Source organism: Acinetobacter sp. YH01007 (assembly GCF_013420425.1).
In the GTDB taxonomy this organism is placed as follows: domain Bacteria; phylum Pseudomonadota; class Gammaproteobacteria; order Pseudomonadales; family Moraxellaceae; genus Acinetobacter; species Acinetobacter towneri.
The window spans coordinates 184,371-199,322 of the sequence record NZ_VOYC01000004.1 but is presented as its reverse complement, the minus strand read 5'-3'; the positions used below and the strand labels follow the sequence as shown (position 1 = coordinate 199,322).

12 protein-coding genes, 1 tRNA gene and 1 pseudogene are annotated in these 14,952 nt (G+C 40.9%); 6 read left to right on the top strand and 8 right to left on the bottom strand.

Going from position 1 to position 14,952, the window contains the following annotated elements; genetic code table 11:
• A pseudogene (locus FTT74_RS03360) lies at window positions 1-117 on the top strand (transposase); the annotation flags it as partial.
• On the opposite strand, the gene FTT74_RS03355 reads toward FTT74_RS03360, so the two are convergent.
• Window positions 79-993, bottom strand: a complete 915-nt coding sequence (locus tag FTT74_RS03355) for a restriction endonuclease (RefSeq protein WP_257221819.1) — start codon at window positions 991-993, stop codon at window positions 79-81. The pseudogene FTT74_RS03360 and the gene FTT74_RS03355 overlap by 39 nt on opposite strands.
• A gap of 98 nt (window positions 994-1,091) precedes the next feature.
• Here FTT74_RS03355 and FTT74_RS03350 point away from each other — a divergent pair, with 98 nt between their 5' ends.
• The gene (locus tag FTT74_RS03350) at window positions 1,092-1,514 is read left to right on the top strand and encodes a hypothetical protein (protein ID WP_179988560.1); all 423 of its coding nucleotides are present in this window, start codon (window positions 1,092-1,094) and stop codon (window positions 1,512-1,514) included.
• 104 nt (window positions 1,515-1,618) lie between these two features.
• Here FTT74_RS03350 and FTT74_RS03345 read toward each other — a convergent pair.
• Window positions 1,619-1,708, bottom strand: a tRNA-Ser gene (locus FTT74_RS03345).
• An 86-nt stretch (window positions 1,709-1,794) separates the two neighbouring features.
• Window positions 1,795-2,292, bottom strand: coding sequence for a transcription elongation factor GreB (gene greB, locus FTT74_RS03340; RefSeq protein WP_004972106.1), 498 nt, complete (start codon window positions 2,290-2,292; stop codon window positions 1,795-1,797).
• A 363-nt stretch (window positions 2,293-2,655) separates the two neighbouring features.
• Between greB and FTT74_RS03335 the strand changes: the two genes are divergently transcribed.
• The gene (locus FTT74_RS03335; protein ID WP_004972108.1) at window positions 2,656-3,771 is read left to right on the top strand and encodes a transglycosylase SLT domain-containing protein; all 1,116 of its coding nucleotides are present in this window, start codon (window positions 2,656-2,658) and stop codon (window positions 3,769-3,771) included.
• 163 nt (window positions 3,772-3,934) lie between these two features.
• Here FTT74_RS03335 and FTT74_RS03330 read toward each other — a convergent pair whose 3' ends face one another.
• Both FTT74_RS03330 and ttcA read right to left on the bottom strand, forming a co-directional pair.
• Complete coding sequence (locus FTT74_RS03330; protein ID WP_004972111.1) at window positions 3,935-4,318, bottom strand: SCP2 sterol-binding domain-containing protein; 384 nt, start codon at window positions 4,316-4,318, stop codon at window positions 3,935-3,937.
• Window positions 4,319-4,566: 248 nt separating this feature from the next.
• Window positions 4,567-5,487: a tRNA 2-thiocytidine(32) synthetase TtcA gene (gene ttcA, locus FTT74_RS03325; protein WP_104853169.1), complete on the bottom strand. Its 921-nt coding sequence runs from the start codon at window positions 5,485-5,487 to the stop codon at window positions 4,567-4,569.
• Window positions 5,488-6,044: 557 nt separating this feature from the next.
• Between ttcA and FTT74_RS03320 the strand changes: the two genes are divergently transcribed.
• The gene (locus FTT74_RS03320; protein WP_218947067.1) at window positions 6,045-6,932 is read left to right on the top strand and encodes a lytic transglycosylase domain-containing protein; all 888 of its coding nucleotides are present in this window, start codon (window positions 6,045-6,047) and stop codon (window positions 6,930-6,932) included.
• A gap of 188 nt (window positions 6,933-7,120) precedes the next feature.
• A complete protein-coding gene (gene htpX, locus FTT74_RS03315; RefSeq protein ID WP_004972117.1) occupies window positions 7,121-8,026 on the top strand; it encodes a protease HtpX in 906 nt (301 codons plus the stop codon).
• 111 nt (window positions 8,027-8,137) lie between these two features.
• Here the strand turns inward: htpX and FTT74_RS03310 are convergent, their stop codons facing one another.
• From FTT74_RS03310 to FTT74_RS03300, 3 genes are all read right to left on the bottom strand, one after another.
• The gene (locus FTT74_RS03310) at window positions 8,138-8,728 is read right to left on the bottom strand and encodes a DUF4112 domain-containing protein (RefSeq protein WP_004972119.1); all 591 of its coding nucleotides are present in this window, start codon (window positions 8,726-8,728) and stop codon (window positions 8,138-8,140) included.
• A 145-nt stretch (window positions 8,729-8,873) separates the two neighbouring features.
• Window positions 8,874-10,208: a magnesium transporter gene (gene mgtE / locus FTT74_RS03305; protein ID WP_179988559.1), complete on the bottom strand. Its 1,335-nt coding sequence runs from the start codon at window positions 10,206-10,208 to the stop codon at window positions 8,874-8,876.
• Between the two features lie 164 nt (window positions 10,209-10,372).
• A complete protein-coding gene (locus FTT74_RS03300) occupies window positions 10,373-13,477 on the bottom strand; it encodes a multidrug efflux RND transporter permease subunit (protein ID WP_179988558.1) in 3,105 nt (1,034 codons plus the stop codon).
• A gap of 244 nt (window positions 13,478-13,721) precedes the next feature.
• Here FTT74_RS03300 and FTT74_RS03295 point away from each other — a divergent pair, with 244 nt between their 5' ends.
• On the top strand, window positions 13,722-14,918 hold the full coding sequence (locus tag FTT74_RS03295; protein WP_179988557.1) for a hypothetical protein: 1,197 nt from the start codon (window positions 13,722-13,724) through the stop codon (window positions 14,916-14,918).
• Window positions 14,919-14,952: the final 34 nt, after the last annotated feature.

Here is a 14,952-nt window from a genome sequence, read left to right as displayed (position 1 = left end):
TGGAAGCAGATGAAATATTATTGGCGAGATTTTCAAGTCATGACAGCTGATAAAATAGAGCAATGGGTGGAGAGAGTATCAAACCAATTCGGAAAAGAATACATGTTTACTTTTTAATGACAGCTTACTATAACTTCCAAGATTAACAAATAAAGCATATTCGCCATCTTCAAGAGTACCTAAAAGTTGATTTATTTCAGGTAAGCCATTAGATGTTAAAGTTTTTTTACATTGAACCTTAATAATAGGGGGTTCGAAGCCAAGTGTATCCTTGTGAGCAATAACATCAACACCGCCATCACCCGACCTCTGAGTAACCCTAGCAACATACCCCATGCATTCAAGCAAATGAGCGACAAATTCTTCAAACTGATAACCGTTTAAATGTTGATGTAATCTGCGAATAATAAAATCTTCAGTTGAATATTTTGCTGTTTCATTAATTACTTTAGTTACTGTTTCATCATCGGGTATTTCTTCTTGTTCTAATTCTTGCTCTTGTAACTCAACTATTGGGTCTTTATTTATTGTAGCTTGGTATTCAATACCTACAGCATTTAAAAAATCACCTGCTGTTTTCTTAATTTCAAACAACGTAATGTAAGCACCAATTTCATATAACGCTACTTGAGAAAAATTGTTACGTGGGACTCCATTAGGTGTTAGCCATGTTACAGGACGACGATTTAAATAAGCATCTTCGTCTTCAGAATTAGCTCTCTCATAATCTCCACTAATAATACCAATATAGACCAATCTATCCGATTTGCATGGGTATACCACATAATCTCCTGTTTTTACCACATGCATAAATCTGTAAATTGTGGCTACCTGAGTTCGGATAGAAGGCATTGAAGAATCAGGTTGCTTTGCTTGCAAAGCAAATTTAAAGGCTTCCCTATCAGCATCAATCTGACTTAAATCACCTAACTCTGACCAGCCAATTCCAATGTAATTTTTTTCAACTGGCTCAGTTCCAACATGTACGCCCATGTGTACACCCCAAACAGTCGGAGTATCAGACATTTATTAACCTTAAATACTTGTAATTTATGCCGTTCAGCATATCTTAAATAAGGATTAATTTGAATATGAGTATTATTGTGGGTATCGTTTCTGAGTTTAAAAAATTTGATGCTGATCTTAAAAATCCGAACTGGTCAGTATCTTCAATTAGCTCTAATAATGAGCTAATTGTTAGTTTATGGGGTCATAAACCTTTATTATCTAAACATCCAACTGAAAGAAAACAGGTTTATCGTGACCGTATTGATAGATGGTCTGGTAATGGACGTAATGAATTTAAGAAAAACCTTGATCTAGCATTAGAAGAAAAATTAAAAATTAGACCTATTATAGCTATGCTCGATAAAAGCTCGGATTTTCAAAATATTTTAGATGGCAAAGATGGCAGCCAATACCCTAAAAGATTTAATGCAAAAACCAATTGGATCGGTGAATTAACTATTTGGGATGGTATCCAATTTGAGATTGTATTTAGTCTTGAACAATAATTTAAACTCAAACCAAGTTTTTATTATGCTTACTACAGGCTTACCTTGCATAACCCCCAAATACAACAAAGCCCTGAGTATGTCAGGGCTAAGTCATTGATATTTGGCGGAAGCGGTGAGATTCGAACTCACGGAGGACTCACACCCTCGTCGGTTTTCAAGACCGGTGCATTAAACCGCTCTGCCACGCTTCCAATGGCGGCTATCATATAAAGAAAAATTCAGCTTGGCAAATATTTTCTAAAAATTATGATCCAAATGTTCAAAATAAAATCAAAAATCAGTCATTTTCTGCAATTTCAGGCTTTTCATAGCGTATCGAATTAATAAACCAGCTCTTTTTGCCTAACGGCGTCTGCACTTCCACCTCATCATCTACCTGTTTAGACAACAAAGCTCTAGCCATAGGTGAATCAATCGAAATATGTTGTGGATGATGATCATAAATTTCATCCACGCCCACAATTCTCAAGGTCTTTTGCTCGCCTTGTTCATTTTCAATTTCGACCCATGCGCCAAAATATACTTTACCCTCTTGTTCTGGTGCAAAATCGACAATACGCAGCTCTTCTAAACGCTTGCCCAAATAACGTACCCGACGGTCAATTTTACGCAAAAGCTGTTTGTTATATTGGTAATCTGCGTTTTCAGAGCGATCGCCGAGACTTGCCGCCCAGTTTACTTTTTTGGTGATTTCAGGGCGTTCTTCATGCCACAAATGCTGTAACTCTGCCACGAGTTTATCGTGTCCAGAACGTGTAATTAAGTTAGATTTCATGGTGTTTTTGCAGCCGGTTTTTTACATTTGGTTAACATCAATCCTATATTTTATTGCATTTTTATACACAATAAAAATTTATAAAATTTATTTCTCAATGAAATGAATATCTTATGTTACATTTTTCAAAAAATTTATGTACAAAATTTGACATCCAAAATTTTCATCTTTATTATTCGCACATCTTTTAGTTTTGATCACTTTTTAACCTGTGTATAAATTTTACACATTTTCCCTTTAATCCCAAGTCATTTTGAATGACGTCATGACTGCCCAACCCTTATTGAATTTATCAAACTTGAAAAAGTTTAAGGTGTGTTGCCTTTGCTTTTTAGGGCATAAATTACTTGTAGCGGAGCCAACATGCACAGTAGTTCAACGTCTGGGTCTAGGCTTAGCCTTCACTCATTTTTTAATCGCCTCCCATTCAAAGTCCTCGCTTTCAGTACTGTTCTTCTCCCATTCCACAGTATTAACGCAGGCAAAGCCGTTCATCAATTTGACAGCGTCGTCAATCAGAACAAATTGACCGTTGTGTCTGTGGAAAATCCAACCACAGTGTTTAAAGATGGACAACATTTACATGGCTTTGGTTATGACCTTGTGCGTAACTATGCCGACAGCATGAATGTGAAACTCGAATTTAAAACGGTAAGCGACAATGCGACCGCTTTAAAATGGGTGTCTTCTGGTAAAGCGAACTTTGCCATGACCACGTCGAGTATCCAAAGCATCGAAAAGCAGCAACTCACGGCATTTTCTGCCAGTTGCGGCGATTTAAATACTTTAAAGCGTAATGGTTTAAATAGTGAGCTGAACTGGGTGTTTAAACACGCAGATGATCCTCTTAGCCAAACCGCAAGCAACTTTGTTTGTCGTGGCAAGCAAAACGGCTCAATTACCCAATTGGCTTCATTTTATAATCGTAATGTGGTCAAACAAGAATCGTGGGATGTGATCCAGCGGGATTTGCGTAATCGTTTACCTTTATATAAGGCCAACTTTAAAAAGACTGCCACGCAGTACGATTTAGACTGGCATCTTTTGGCGGCAATTGGTTATCAGGAATCTTACCTCAAACCCAACTCGGTTTCGCCAACAGGTGTGCGCGGTATTATGATGCTGACCAATAATACAGCCAAAGCGATGGGCGTAAGCAACCGTACCGATCCTGCACAAAGTATTCAGGGTGGTGCTAAGTATTATGACCAAATGCTGAGCCGTTATGAGCATATTCCATTTCCTGATCGTAACTGGTATGCCCTAGTCGCTTATAACATGGGTCCTGGTGCAGTCAGTCAAATTCAGAAGCGTATTCGCTCACAAGGCAAAAACCCGAACAATTGGGTTAACCTATATGCGTATTTAGACCGTAACAAAGCGAGCAACGGTCGTTATCGTCAAGCAGTGCAATATGTGACTCGTATTCGCGCCTACCTTGAGCATATTAAGACCACACCGCAATTGGTGAATATCTAAAATTTACCTCGCGTGATTGAGTTGCAGTGTATATCAGCTGCAATTCAAACATGAATAATGCGCTGTTAAAGCTGCAGTGCATAAAAAAGCCTAGTTGATACTTCAGCTAGGCTTTTTTGTACTATAGCGGGAAATTCGCCTGCTACAGCGTAAATCGCTTGAATTAAGCAGATTGCTCAAGAATCTTCTTAAATAAGTCTTTTTGTTCTTGGCTTGGTTTTGCAGTTTGTAATGCCATTAATTGTGACATATCGCCCTGTACTTTGATTTTACCTGTCATAAAGGCTTGCATAGCAGCCGCCATGTCAAACTCTAGGAATACTTTACGTAAAGTTTCCGCATCCATATTTAATGTTGTTTTTGCGTTGTCCGCCAAACCTTTTTGGATTTTACCGCCATCTAAAGACAATTCTGTGTTGCCTGCAGCATCAGTCACCACTAAGTTAATTGCCAGATTTGCAAGTGCTGGAGGTAGGTTTAAATCACCAGCTTGAGCCGTTAAATTTTCTACAGTTGCAAACCAATCATCAGTTAAAAAAGCAGGCATGATTTTTCCTCAATATATTTGTGCATGTGTGTTGTCTATCCAGACACCATCATTATTAAGCTGTTTTGCTTGCTGATTGTTATAGCATGAACCTTTCGTGAAAGGCTAAGAAATTTTGTACGGGACGTTCAGTTTTTGTATTTTTAGTCGAAATGACGACTTTCTCAAATAAATCAAATTCATAAAAAAACACCAAGCTCTGGCTTGGTGTTGATTACATTTTAAAGGGATTGACAGGCTGTTATCGCTTAGTCTGCAGCGTAGCCTAAATTGACCATATTGATGCGTTTGTTTTGCTCTGCTGCGTTTTGTTCGGCCTGATCGGCAAAATCAAATACGCGTTGGCTGTCTAACGCTTCAAAGTCGAATAATTCACGGTCTGCCAACTGCGATGGCGATACATTCTGTAATGCGCCAAAAATACTGTGCAAACGCTTAGGATGTGCTTTATCCCACTCACGTAACATGTCGTTAATAATGGCACGCTGTAAGTTTTCCTGTGAACCACACAAGTTACACGGAATAATTGGGAATTTACGCATTTCTGCATATTTAATGATGTCTTTTTCTTCCACATAAGCCAGTGGACGAATCAGCATATTTTTCTTGTCTGATGACAACAACTTCGGTGGCATGGCTTTTAAGCTACCGCCATGGAACAAGTTTAAGAAAAAAGTCGCCAAAATATCATCACGGTGATGCCCAAGCGCCACTTTGGTTGCCCCTATTTCCTGCGCAAAGCCATACAAAGAACCACGACGCAAACGCGAACACACTGCACAGTAAGTTTTACCTTCAGGCGTTAAACGCTTGGTGATGCTATAGGTGTCTTTTTCTAATATGTAATATGGGATGTTATTTTCTTCTAAATAACGCGGCAATACATCTTCAGGGAAGCCTGGTTGCTTTTGGTCTAAGTTCACAGCCACCACATCAAAATTGATGGGTGCGATGCGCTTGAACTGCAACATAATGTCCAACAAGGTATAACTGTCTTTACCACCAGAAATACACACCATGACTTTATCGCCATCTTCAATCATGTTGAAGTCACGAATCGCATGCCCGACTTGACGACGCAGCTTTTTCAACAAACGATAATACGCAGAGCTGGTTGGAAGTTCTGGTTTGAAATTAAAGCCTTGATCGGACTCAACTGGTGAGAACATAGACGCGATTAACCCATGAAAAAAATTACCGCGCAATTTTAGCCGATTCAGACCAATCCCGCATCAAAAGAATGTAATTTCATCGCAATCTTCCTTTTCGTCAAAGAACTTAATTTCTGACTGCGCGTTCATTTCTGTTTACACACTTTATTTCTATCTGCGCAGATCGTTTTTTTCTGTGGCAAGTTTGAACCCTCAGGTTCACTTTTTCGCCAAGATGCTTATCTTTTGGACTTTTCCACAGTTTTCCACAAAAGCTGTGGATAACTTTGTGGATTTAAAACAACTTGACAACGCCTCTTGCCGTTATTCTAAGGCTTCTCTTTAAATTGATTACTTTTTGATCGATTTTATTTTAATTTAAAATCATACACTTAAGTGTGTCAAGCTGATCCAATTAAAAAAAAATAAATATTTTTTTTGATTACTCTGTCAGCAATTAAGCTTGATTTTTTTCGACACTACTGTAAATGAATTTGTACAAAGCCTTTTCATCTGTGAGATTTTTGTTAAACTCCTATTAACTGTTTGGGGACAGCTTTTAGTGTATTCACAGCATGAACAATAAAATTAATGCCTTTTTACTGTATATTTTGGGGACTGCCAGCATCATGCCTTTGGCAACGACAACGCACGCAGGTCAAATTTATATGTATAAGGACAGCAATGGCAGTACCTTGCTGACTAACCGCAAAAGTGCAGATCGTTCACTGACAAAAGTAAAAGTCACATATTATCCAGACAGCAATATTCACAGTTATCGCAACTGGGGCAATTCCGAAGCGTCGGTATTGCCAAGTTATAGCCGCAATAAAAACGCCTTTGACCACATTATTCAGCAAGCAGCACAACAACACGGTGTTTCAGAAGGTCTAATTAAAGCAGTGATGCATACCGAATCAGGTTTTAATGTCAACGCCCGCTCGCCTGTCGGTGCACAAGGTCTAATGCAGCTCATGCCTGCGACAGCACGACGTTTTAATGTCAGCAACGCTTATGACCCGCATGAAAACATTATGGCGGGTGCAAAATACTTGGCTTGGTTACTCAAACGCTTTAATGGCAACACCACTTTAGCTTTGGCGGGTTATAACGCGGGCGAAGGCAATGTTGCAAAATACGGCGGTGTACCGCCTTTTCGTGAAACACAGGATTATGTACGTCGTGTGACCAGTCGCTATAACAACCTATATGCTAGCGGCGTTAGTGCAAGTTCTGGCAGTAACGCGATTACGGCAAATAACAATAGCAATACTCAGAGTCAAAATGCACAAGTGATTGCGCAGTCAGACAATTACACTGCCAGTAATCATCAAGTGGCGGCAAACAAACGTCCACAACGTCAAATTATTATGGCTGCCGATGGTCGCTTTACCGATGCACCTGCAGGTTCTTACGCGACAGGGAATGCCACGGCTTCGGCACGTATTTTTATTTCAGAATAAAAGCTACAGCACTTCATTTGAGCTTGCGTTGCCGCAAGCTCAAATGAAGTGCCGATTGCAGTATCAGCTCAAAATATTTTTAGTACAGTTTTATTATTTTTCTTGAATTTTTAATACATACACCGCATATTTACGGCATGGTTTATTAATAAATCAGATTACATTTTTAATATAAGAGGATTTACTCAATGATGCGGATTGGTTTGTTCTTGCTAACCAACCTCGCGGTACTGGTTGTAGCTGGCATAATTTTGTCACTCTTCGGTGTCGGTAGTTACCATGGCGCGGGTGGCTTAAACCTAGGCAACCTGTTGGTCATCTGTTTTGTCTTTGGTATGGTTGGCTCTTTAATTTCACTATTCATGTCTAAATGGATGGCGAAAAAAACAACTGGGACTGAATTAATTGACCCGAATGCCCCTCGTAACCAAGCTGAAGCGTGGTTATTAAATGAAGTTGCGCAATTGTCGCAGCGTGCTGGTATCAAAATGCCAGAAGTGGGTATTTTCCCTTCTTACCAATCGAATGCTTTTGCAACAGGTTGGAATAAAAACGATGCTTTAGTGGCTGTATCTACAGGGCTGCTTGAGCGTATGAACAAAGATGAATTACGTGCAGTTTTGGCACACGAAATTGGTCACGTTGCCAATGGTGACATGGTGACCTTGGCACTGATTCAAGGTGTGGTCAACGCATTCGTCATGTTCTTTGCCCGTGTTGCAGGTGACTTCATTGACCGTAACGTATTTGGTCGTGAAGATGGCGAAGCACCAGGCTTGGCTTATTTTGCAATTACCATTGTACTGGATATCGTATTTGGTATTTTGGCCTCTTCAATCGTGATGTGGTTCTCGCGTCAACGTGAATACCGTGCCGATGAAGCAGGTGCACGTTTGGCAGGTAAACAAGCCATGATTTCTGCATTATTACGCTTACAAGCAGAATCTGAAATGCCTGATGCAATGCCAAAAGAAATGAAAGCTTTTGCGATTTCTGCAGGTAAAGAAGAAGGTTTTAGCTTGGCAGCGTTATTCCAAACTCACCCAAGCATTGAACAACGTGTTGCAGCTTTACAGCAATTAAATTTACCTTAATACTGCTAGCAAGATATTGTAACAGCGACACCAAAAAGCTTCCTCAGGGAAGCTTTTTTCATGTCTGTAAATTAGATCTGCCAGATGGTTTTGTACTTTAAACAGGTTCATTTAAACAGCAAAACTTTGTGACCAGTGCCACAACCAACTTGCACCGAGCCATGCTGCCCAAATAAAGAAAATAAGAAAAATCACACCAAGCAAATCAGGCAAATGTAGCCACAGCCATGCCACTACAGGATTACGCCAAAATGCTGACTGCTGCTGTTTACGTTCCAATCGCTCATGTAAAAAAGGATGTACCACATGATGCTCACTGTGAATCTGATATTCTTCACGGATATGCGTATGCACTACATCTAAAGCTTTACGGCTTGGACGAATAAATACATCAAATACTGTGCCGACAATTGGCACAAAACCAACTACTGCATCCATCACAGCAAGTTTAATCACGGGAGTGAGTTTGGTTTGTGGTACACCAATTTGTTTGGCTTTATAAATCGCATAACAGGTCAGTGCAAAACCTGCGACATCCCCCGCGACAGGTACAGTGCCTAATGCGGCATCTGCTCCCACGCCCTGCTTGGTAAATGGAATACGCACCACAGAATCCATCATATTGGCAAACTTGGCTAAATCGCGCTCTAAGCGAATCACCTCTTGCTGGCTAAGTTTTTTTGAAGATGCAGGTTCTGGCATAGAAAACGTATCGTTGGGTAAATGCAATCTACTTGAGAATAAAGCAGTTTTTTACTCAGGTCTGTTATGATTTTATAAACAGAATTTTGATCAATGCAAAAAGTTTAAGATGAGGTCTTGAATAAGTCATCATCACCGACAGTGTTTAAAGTAACAACTGTGAAGCAATAAATAAGTACACCACCACGCCCGTTGCATCACAAATCGAGGTTACCAAAGGCGCAGAGGCACTGGCAGGGTCTAGTTTCAGGCGATGCAAAATAAAAGGCAAACTCATGCCAATTAAACAGCCCATCAGCACAATGCCCAGCATACTCAGTGCCAATACCACAGACACCATCATATCGCCACGGTAATAGCCTAAAATTGAAACCGCAAAAGCCATAGTTCCACCCAAACATAGCGCCACCAAACTTTCACGTCCGAGTAAATGCAGCCAATCTTTAAATTGCACATCACCTGTAGCCAGTGCCCGTACCATTAAGGTCGCAGACTGAGAACCCGCATTACCACCACTACCGACCAAAAGCGGCAAGAAAAAAACCAGTACAATATGTGCTGCAATAGTGTCTTCATAATGCGCAATGCCAATTCCAGACAATAAACTGCCAAATACCAAAATCACCAACCAAAACACACGTTTGCGATATAAAAATAAAATTGGCGCAGTTTTTATACTCATGCCAGGTGAAGACGCTACCGCACTTGATTTTAAAAAGTCTTCTGTAGTTTCTGCCTGTACCACGTCCATCGCATCATCATAGGTGACAATCCCCAGTAAATGCTGTGCATCATCTACAATCGGTAAGGCCAAAAAATCATAATGGCTGAGTTTTTGCGCGATACTTTCCTGATCTTCTGTCACTAAACCAGTGACTAAATCTGTGCGCATCACATTTTTAATTTTCTGTTCAGGCGGGTTTTGAATTATTTCTCTTAAAGAAATCACCCCCAATAGTTTCATCAGTTCATCGACAATATAAATCAGGTATAAAGTTTCCCGATCTGTGGTCATTCTGCGTAATTCATCTATGGCTTGCTGCATGTTCAGTTCTGGTGAGAGCACCACGAAATCCGAACTCATAATCGCGCCCGCAGATTCTTCAGGATATCGCGCTAAAGTCTGAATCTGTGCGCGTTTTTCTTCCGTAATGTGTAAGCTGACAAAACGCTGTAAATGCGGAGAAAGTAACTTAAATAAGTCGGTGCGGTCATCTGAATGCATGGCTGAAATCAGTTTGACCAATTGCTGCGGTGCCATCGCCTCTGCAATTTGATGTTGCGAATGCAGTGGTAAAAACTCCATCACCAAGGCAGCACTGTCAATTTGTTCAATTAAACTCAGCTGTGCTTTCAGACTCAAGTGCTGCATTAAGTCGGCTAAATCGGCAGGGTTGATACCATCGATCAAGCTGCGCACTGTACTTGACTGATGTAATTGCAAGGCTTGTTCTAACTGTTCAGCGTGCAGATTGGTCATTAATCTCACCCACTCCATCATTCCAAAACGTAAAATGAAGAATGGGCAAAGTTTCTCAGCCCAAACCAACCCTTAAAAACCCGAAAATCTGTAGATTTATACAAGATTTTTAGCGTTTCATATCATAGCCTATAATTTTGCTAAGTGCCTAATAAAAAACATCTTTAGTTTATGGGTGATGAACGATTCACTTGAAATATAGAACGAACCAGCACATACATAAACGGAATAAAAACAAGCACTAAAATTGTGCCAAAAATAACTCCACCTAAAACACTCACCCCAATTTCCTGACGGCTTGCTGCACCTGCACCAAAGGCAAATACTAGCGGCAAAATACCTGCACCAAATGCCAATGAGGTCATTAAAATAGGTCTGAGCCGTAAGCTTGCACCTTCTAAAGCGGCTTGAATCACCTGTTTGCCTTGTTGCTGCGCAGCCGAAGCAAACTCCACAATTAAAATGGCATTTTTACATGACAAACCAATGGTGGTAAGCAAGGCAATTTGGAAATAAATGTCGTTCGGGAAACCTGCCAAATAGCTGAAAATAATATTTCCACCAATTCCTAAAGGAATGGCACTCATCACGGCTGTTGGAATACTCCAACTTTCATACAAGGCAGCAAGGCATAAGAAAATAAACCCGATGGAAACCAAATACAGTAACAAAGCCTGATTGCTGGACTGATTTTCTTCAAAAGACAACCCACTCCATGCCAAGTCAATGCCCTGCTGCTGTGCCACCATCTGTTCTAAATCACGCATCGCCTGCCCTGAGCTATATCCTTCGGCAGTATCGGCTTCCATTTGCACGGCGCTATACCCCATAAAACGATTGACGACTTCTGGCCCACCGCTCCAACTGAGTTGAGCAAACTGGCTAAAAGGTACCATTTGATTTTGCTGACTGCGTACCGACCATTGATTCAAATCTTCAGGTTTACCACGAAATTCGGCATCACCCTGCATAATCACACGTTTAATTCGACCACGGTCAATAAAGTCGTTGATATAACTACCGCCCCAAGCTGCCGCTAAGGTACTGTTAATAGCCGTTTGATTTAAACCTGCTGCCATCGCCTGTTTCTGATCAATCGTGACGTTTAACTCCGCTTTTTCAGGATTGGCACGTTGATCTAAATTTTTAAAGCTTTGATATTGAGCGGCTTGCTGCTGTAAATTTTGAAATTGCTGAATTAAAAAATCGCGTCCTGTACCATTCACATCGCGCATCCAGAACTCTAAGCCATCGGTTTGCCCCAAACCACGAACTGCTGCGGGCATGCCAATGGTAATTTGTGCATTGGGATGCTGTCGAAAATGCTGCATGGCACGTTCACGAATAGCTTGTGCGGTATGCTGTTGCCCTTGACGCTCATCCCAATGTTTTAGCGCAATAAAACCCTGCCCTAAATTCTGCCCTGTTCCCGAAAAATTACGTCCATAACGAATCATCACCAAATCAACATTGTGGGCTTCATGCTGCATAAAGTATTCACGTATGCTTTCGCCCACTTCACGACTTTTAGACAACGGCGCACCTTCCTGTAATTTAAATTGCACCGACAACATGCCCTGATCTTCATTCGGGATAAAACTGGTAGGTAAGGCACGGTAAAACAAGGCAAACACCGTCAATAAACCTGCAAAAATAACCAGACACACCGCTTTATGCTGAATCGTCCAGCCTGATAATTTGAGATAGTGTTGTTTTAAGCGTTCCAGTTTTTGATTAAACCAGATGGCCCATTGGGCTGGTTGTGGATTGGGTTTTAAAATCAAGGCACACAAGGCAGGCGTTAAAATTAAGGCCACACCTAAAGACAGCACCATCGCAGTGACTAAGGTGATGGAAAACTGGCGATAAATCACCCCAGTCGAACCACCAAAAAATGCCATAGGAATAAATACTGCGGTCAAAACTAAGGTAATGCCGACCAAAGCACCGCTAATTTCCTGCATAGATGCGATAGATGCCTGTTTAGCCGAGAGCTGCTGTTCGTGCATTAAACGCTCGACGTTTTCGACCACGACAATCGCATCATCCACCAACAAACCAATCGCTAAAACCAAAGCGAATAAGGTCAGCGTGTTAATACTTAGGCCAAAGAGTTGCAACACGGCCATAGTGCCTAAAATCACCACAGGCACGGTTACGGTAGGAATGAGCGTCGCGCGCCAGTTTTGTAAAAACAAGAACATCACGATGACAACTAAAATCACCGCTTCAATTAAAGTTTTCACCACTTCATTAATTGATTCCTGCACGAAAGGCGTGTTATCTCGTGGATAGACAATTTGGTAACCTTCGGGCAATTGTTGTTTTAAATGCTCAATTTGTTTTTGAATTAAGGCTGAAGTTTGTAACGCATTGGCACCAGAAGATAATGAAATCCCCATCCCTGCCGATGGAAAACCATTAATGGTATTAAAGCTTTGATAATTTTCTGCACCAAGTTCAATACGTGCCACATCTTTTAAATAAACAAAGCCACCTGCCTGATCTGCTTTTAAAATAATATTTTCAAATTCTTCTACCGTTTTTAAGCGTGAACCTGAGGTGACTTTGGCATTGAGATATTGTTCTTGTGCTGTGGGTAATTCACCAATTGCCCCTGCTGCAACTTGAGTATTTTGTGCCAATACCGCAGCACGTACATCACTTGGCATCAGCACATATTGTTTTAACTTTATCGGATTCAGCCAAATCCGCATTGCATATTGCGCACCAAAAACATCGACCTCACCCACACCTTCAATGCGTGCCAACTCTTGCTCTAAATGACTCATCATATAGTCAGACAATGCAATATTGCTGCTTTTGCCTGTGGCATCGTACAGCCCAATGACCATGTGGGTATCACCCAATGATTTAAAGACATTTACCCCCTGACGCTGCACATCTTCAGGTAAGCGGTTAATTGCGCCATTAATCGCATTTTGTACCTGGACTTGTGCGGTATCGGGGTTGGTACCATTTTCAAAGCTAATGCTGATGCGACTTCGTCCTGAAGAATCACTGCTAGAACTGAAATACAGTAAGTGATCTAAGCCTTTAATTTGCTGTTCCAAAACCTGTGTGACGCTTTCTTCAACAGTTTCTGCCGAAGCTCCTGTATACGTTGCGCTGACGGTGATACGAGGTGGTGCAATGTCTGGGTAGCGTTCTACAGGTAAATTTAATACTGAAAAAATCCCCAGTGCCATCACCACAATGGCGAGCACACCTGCAAAAATAGGACGTTCAATAAAAAATTTAGACAGCATAGAACAAGATCACTTTCTGGTGGCGATTGGGCTTAAACACGCAATATTTTTCTTCAAATTAACATAGGCGAGTGGATCTTCCGTGACTGAAAATCAAAAAATTATACTTTTTCACAAAAATATTGTTTTTTCTTCATTTTTTCTCACAGATTTAAGCCCTTAACCTCCTCATTTTAGGATATGCAGCGACTCAGCCATGTTTTTATACTTTGTCTATAAACAACGAGATGACAAGGAAATCATGATGAAAAAAACGTTAATTTGCTTAGCCTTAGCAGGTTTACTCAGTGCATGTGGCGGGTCAGACAATGATTCTGGTAGCAATCAGAATCCGCCACCGAGTTCAGCAACACAGATTGGTGTACTGACCGATGGCCCTGTAACTGGGGTTAAATATCTCAGAGCTTCGAGTTCAGGTGAAAGTATTGAAGGTATCACCAATGATAAAGGTGAGTTTGAATATGCTGAGGGTGATACTGTTCGCTTCTTTATTGGTGATGTGCAACTTGGTGAAGCCATTGAAGCTAAAGCACGTATTACCCCACTAGATTTGGCTGAAAGTGAAAATGCCCGTACCAACTTAATGGTATTTTTACAATCTTTAGATAGCGATGGCGACCATAGCAATGGAATTGAAATTACTGCAGACACTCAAACAGCCTTAACCGCTGTGAATATGAATTTCGAGCAAACACCCGCAGAGTTTTCAACTACGTTTGTCAATGAAGTGATCCCTAAAACCGATATCCCACTAGATCGAATCGTGACACCTGAAAAAGCTGCAGAAAACTTCCAAGCCACTTTCTATAAAGATATTGCAGGCACTTGGGAAATTGGGCGTACTGAAAGCACTGCTGTTATATTACATATTTTACCAGACGGACGTTATGCGCTAGGTGAAGCAGATGTAGCTGATGAAACAGGGAAGTCTGGTATCGAAACAGGACGACTAAATTGGAATGCTTTAACTTCAGCGCTGAGCCCTGTGATCTCAGTAGATACTAATGGAGACTACGGGCTTTCACATCCAGACAATGATGGTCATTACCGCCTAAGTTATAACGGTACAGATTTAGTGCTGACCGATGTAGGAAGTAATAGCACCTATATTTTAACTAAAGTCAAACAATCATCAGGTTTAGTCGGCACTTGGCAATTTAATCAAACTCATTTATTTGCTTTCTTTGACACAGGATTCTATTTCTTGTTAGACACTGAAGGCGATGATGATTGCGCTAACCCAGGTATTGAATATGGCAAATATTCAATGACAGCCAATACACTTGCCGCAACAGAAGTGTTATATGACACCAACGATTGCGGTGGCTTACAAGACTCTTGGGATGGCAGTAAAGTGAATGCAACTTACAGCATCTCAGGAACAAGCCTAACCTTGCATCCGCAAGGCGAAGACTCTGTTACCCTACAACGTAGTAACTAAACATATTCAAAAGCTGCCTAAGCCAAACTTAGGC

What these genes read in the sequence shown, in the direction of transcription:
- mgtE (WP_179988559.1), bottom strand. Translation starts at nt 10,208, where the DNA reads ATGACCAATCTGCACGCTGAACAGTTAGAACAAGCCTTGCAATTACAT.
- FTT74_RS03295 (WP_179988557.1), top strand. Translation starts at nt 13,722, where the DNA reads ATGAAAAAAACGTTAATTTGCTTAGCCTTAGCAGGTTTACTCAGTGCA.
- FTT74_RS03335 (WP_004972108.1), top strand. Translation starts at nt 2,656, where the DNA reads ATGCACAGTAGTTCAACGTCTGGGTCTAGGCTTAGCCTTCACTCATTT.
- ttcA (WP_104853169.1), bottom strand. Translation starts at nt 5,487, where the DNA reads ATGTTCTCACCAGTTGAGTCCGATCAAGGCTTTAATTTCAAACCAGAA.
- FTT74_RS03310 (WP_004972119.1), bottom strand. Translation starts at nt 8,728, where the DNA reads ATGCCAGAACCTGCATCTTCAAAAAAACTTAGCCAGCAAGAGGTGATT.
- htpX (WP_004972117.1), top strand. Translation starts at nt 7,121, where the DNA reads ATGATGCGGATTGGTTTGTTCTTGCTAACCAACCTCGCGGTACTGGTT.
- greB (WP_004972106.1), bottom strand. Translation starts at nt 2,292, where the DNA reads ATGAAATCTAACTTAATTACACGTTCTGGACACGATAAACTCGTGGCA.
- FTT74_RS03355 (WP_257221819.1), bottom strand. Translation starts at nt 993, where the DNA reads ATGGGCGTACATGTTGGAACTGAGCCAGTTGAAAAAAATTACATTGGA.
- FTT74_RS03320 (WP_218947067.1), top strand. Translation starts at nt 6,045, where the DNA reads ATGAACAATAAAATTAATGCCTTTTTACTGTATATTTTGGGGACTGCC.
- FTT74_RS03330 (WP_004972111.1), bottom strand. Translation starts at nt 4,318, where the DNA reads ATGCCTGCTTTTTTAACTGATGATTGGTTTGCAACTGTAGAAAATTTA.
- FTT74_RS03300 (WP_179988558.1), bottom strand. Translation starts at nt 13,477, where the DNA reads ATGCTGTCTAAATTTTTTATTGAACGTCCTATTTTTGCAGGTGTGCTC.
- FTT74_RS03350 (WP_179988560.1), top strand. Translation starts at nt 1,092, where the DNA reads ATGAGTATTATTGTGGGTATCGTTTCTGAGTTTAAAAAATTTGATGCT.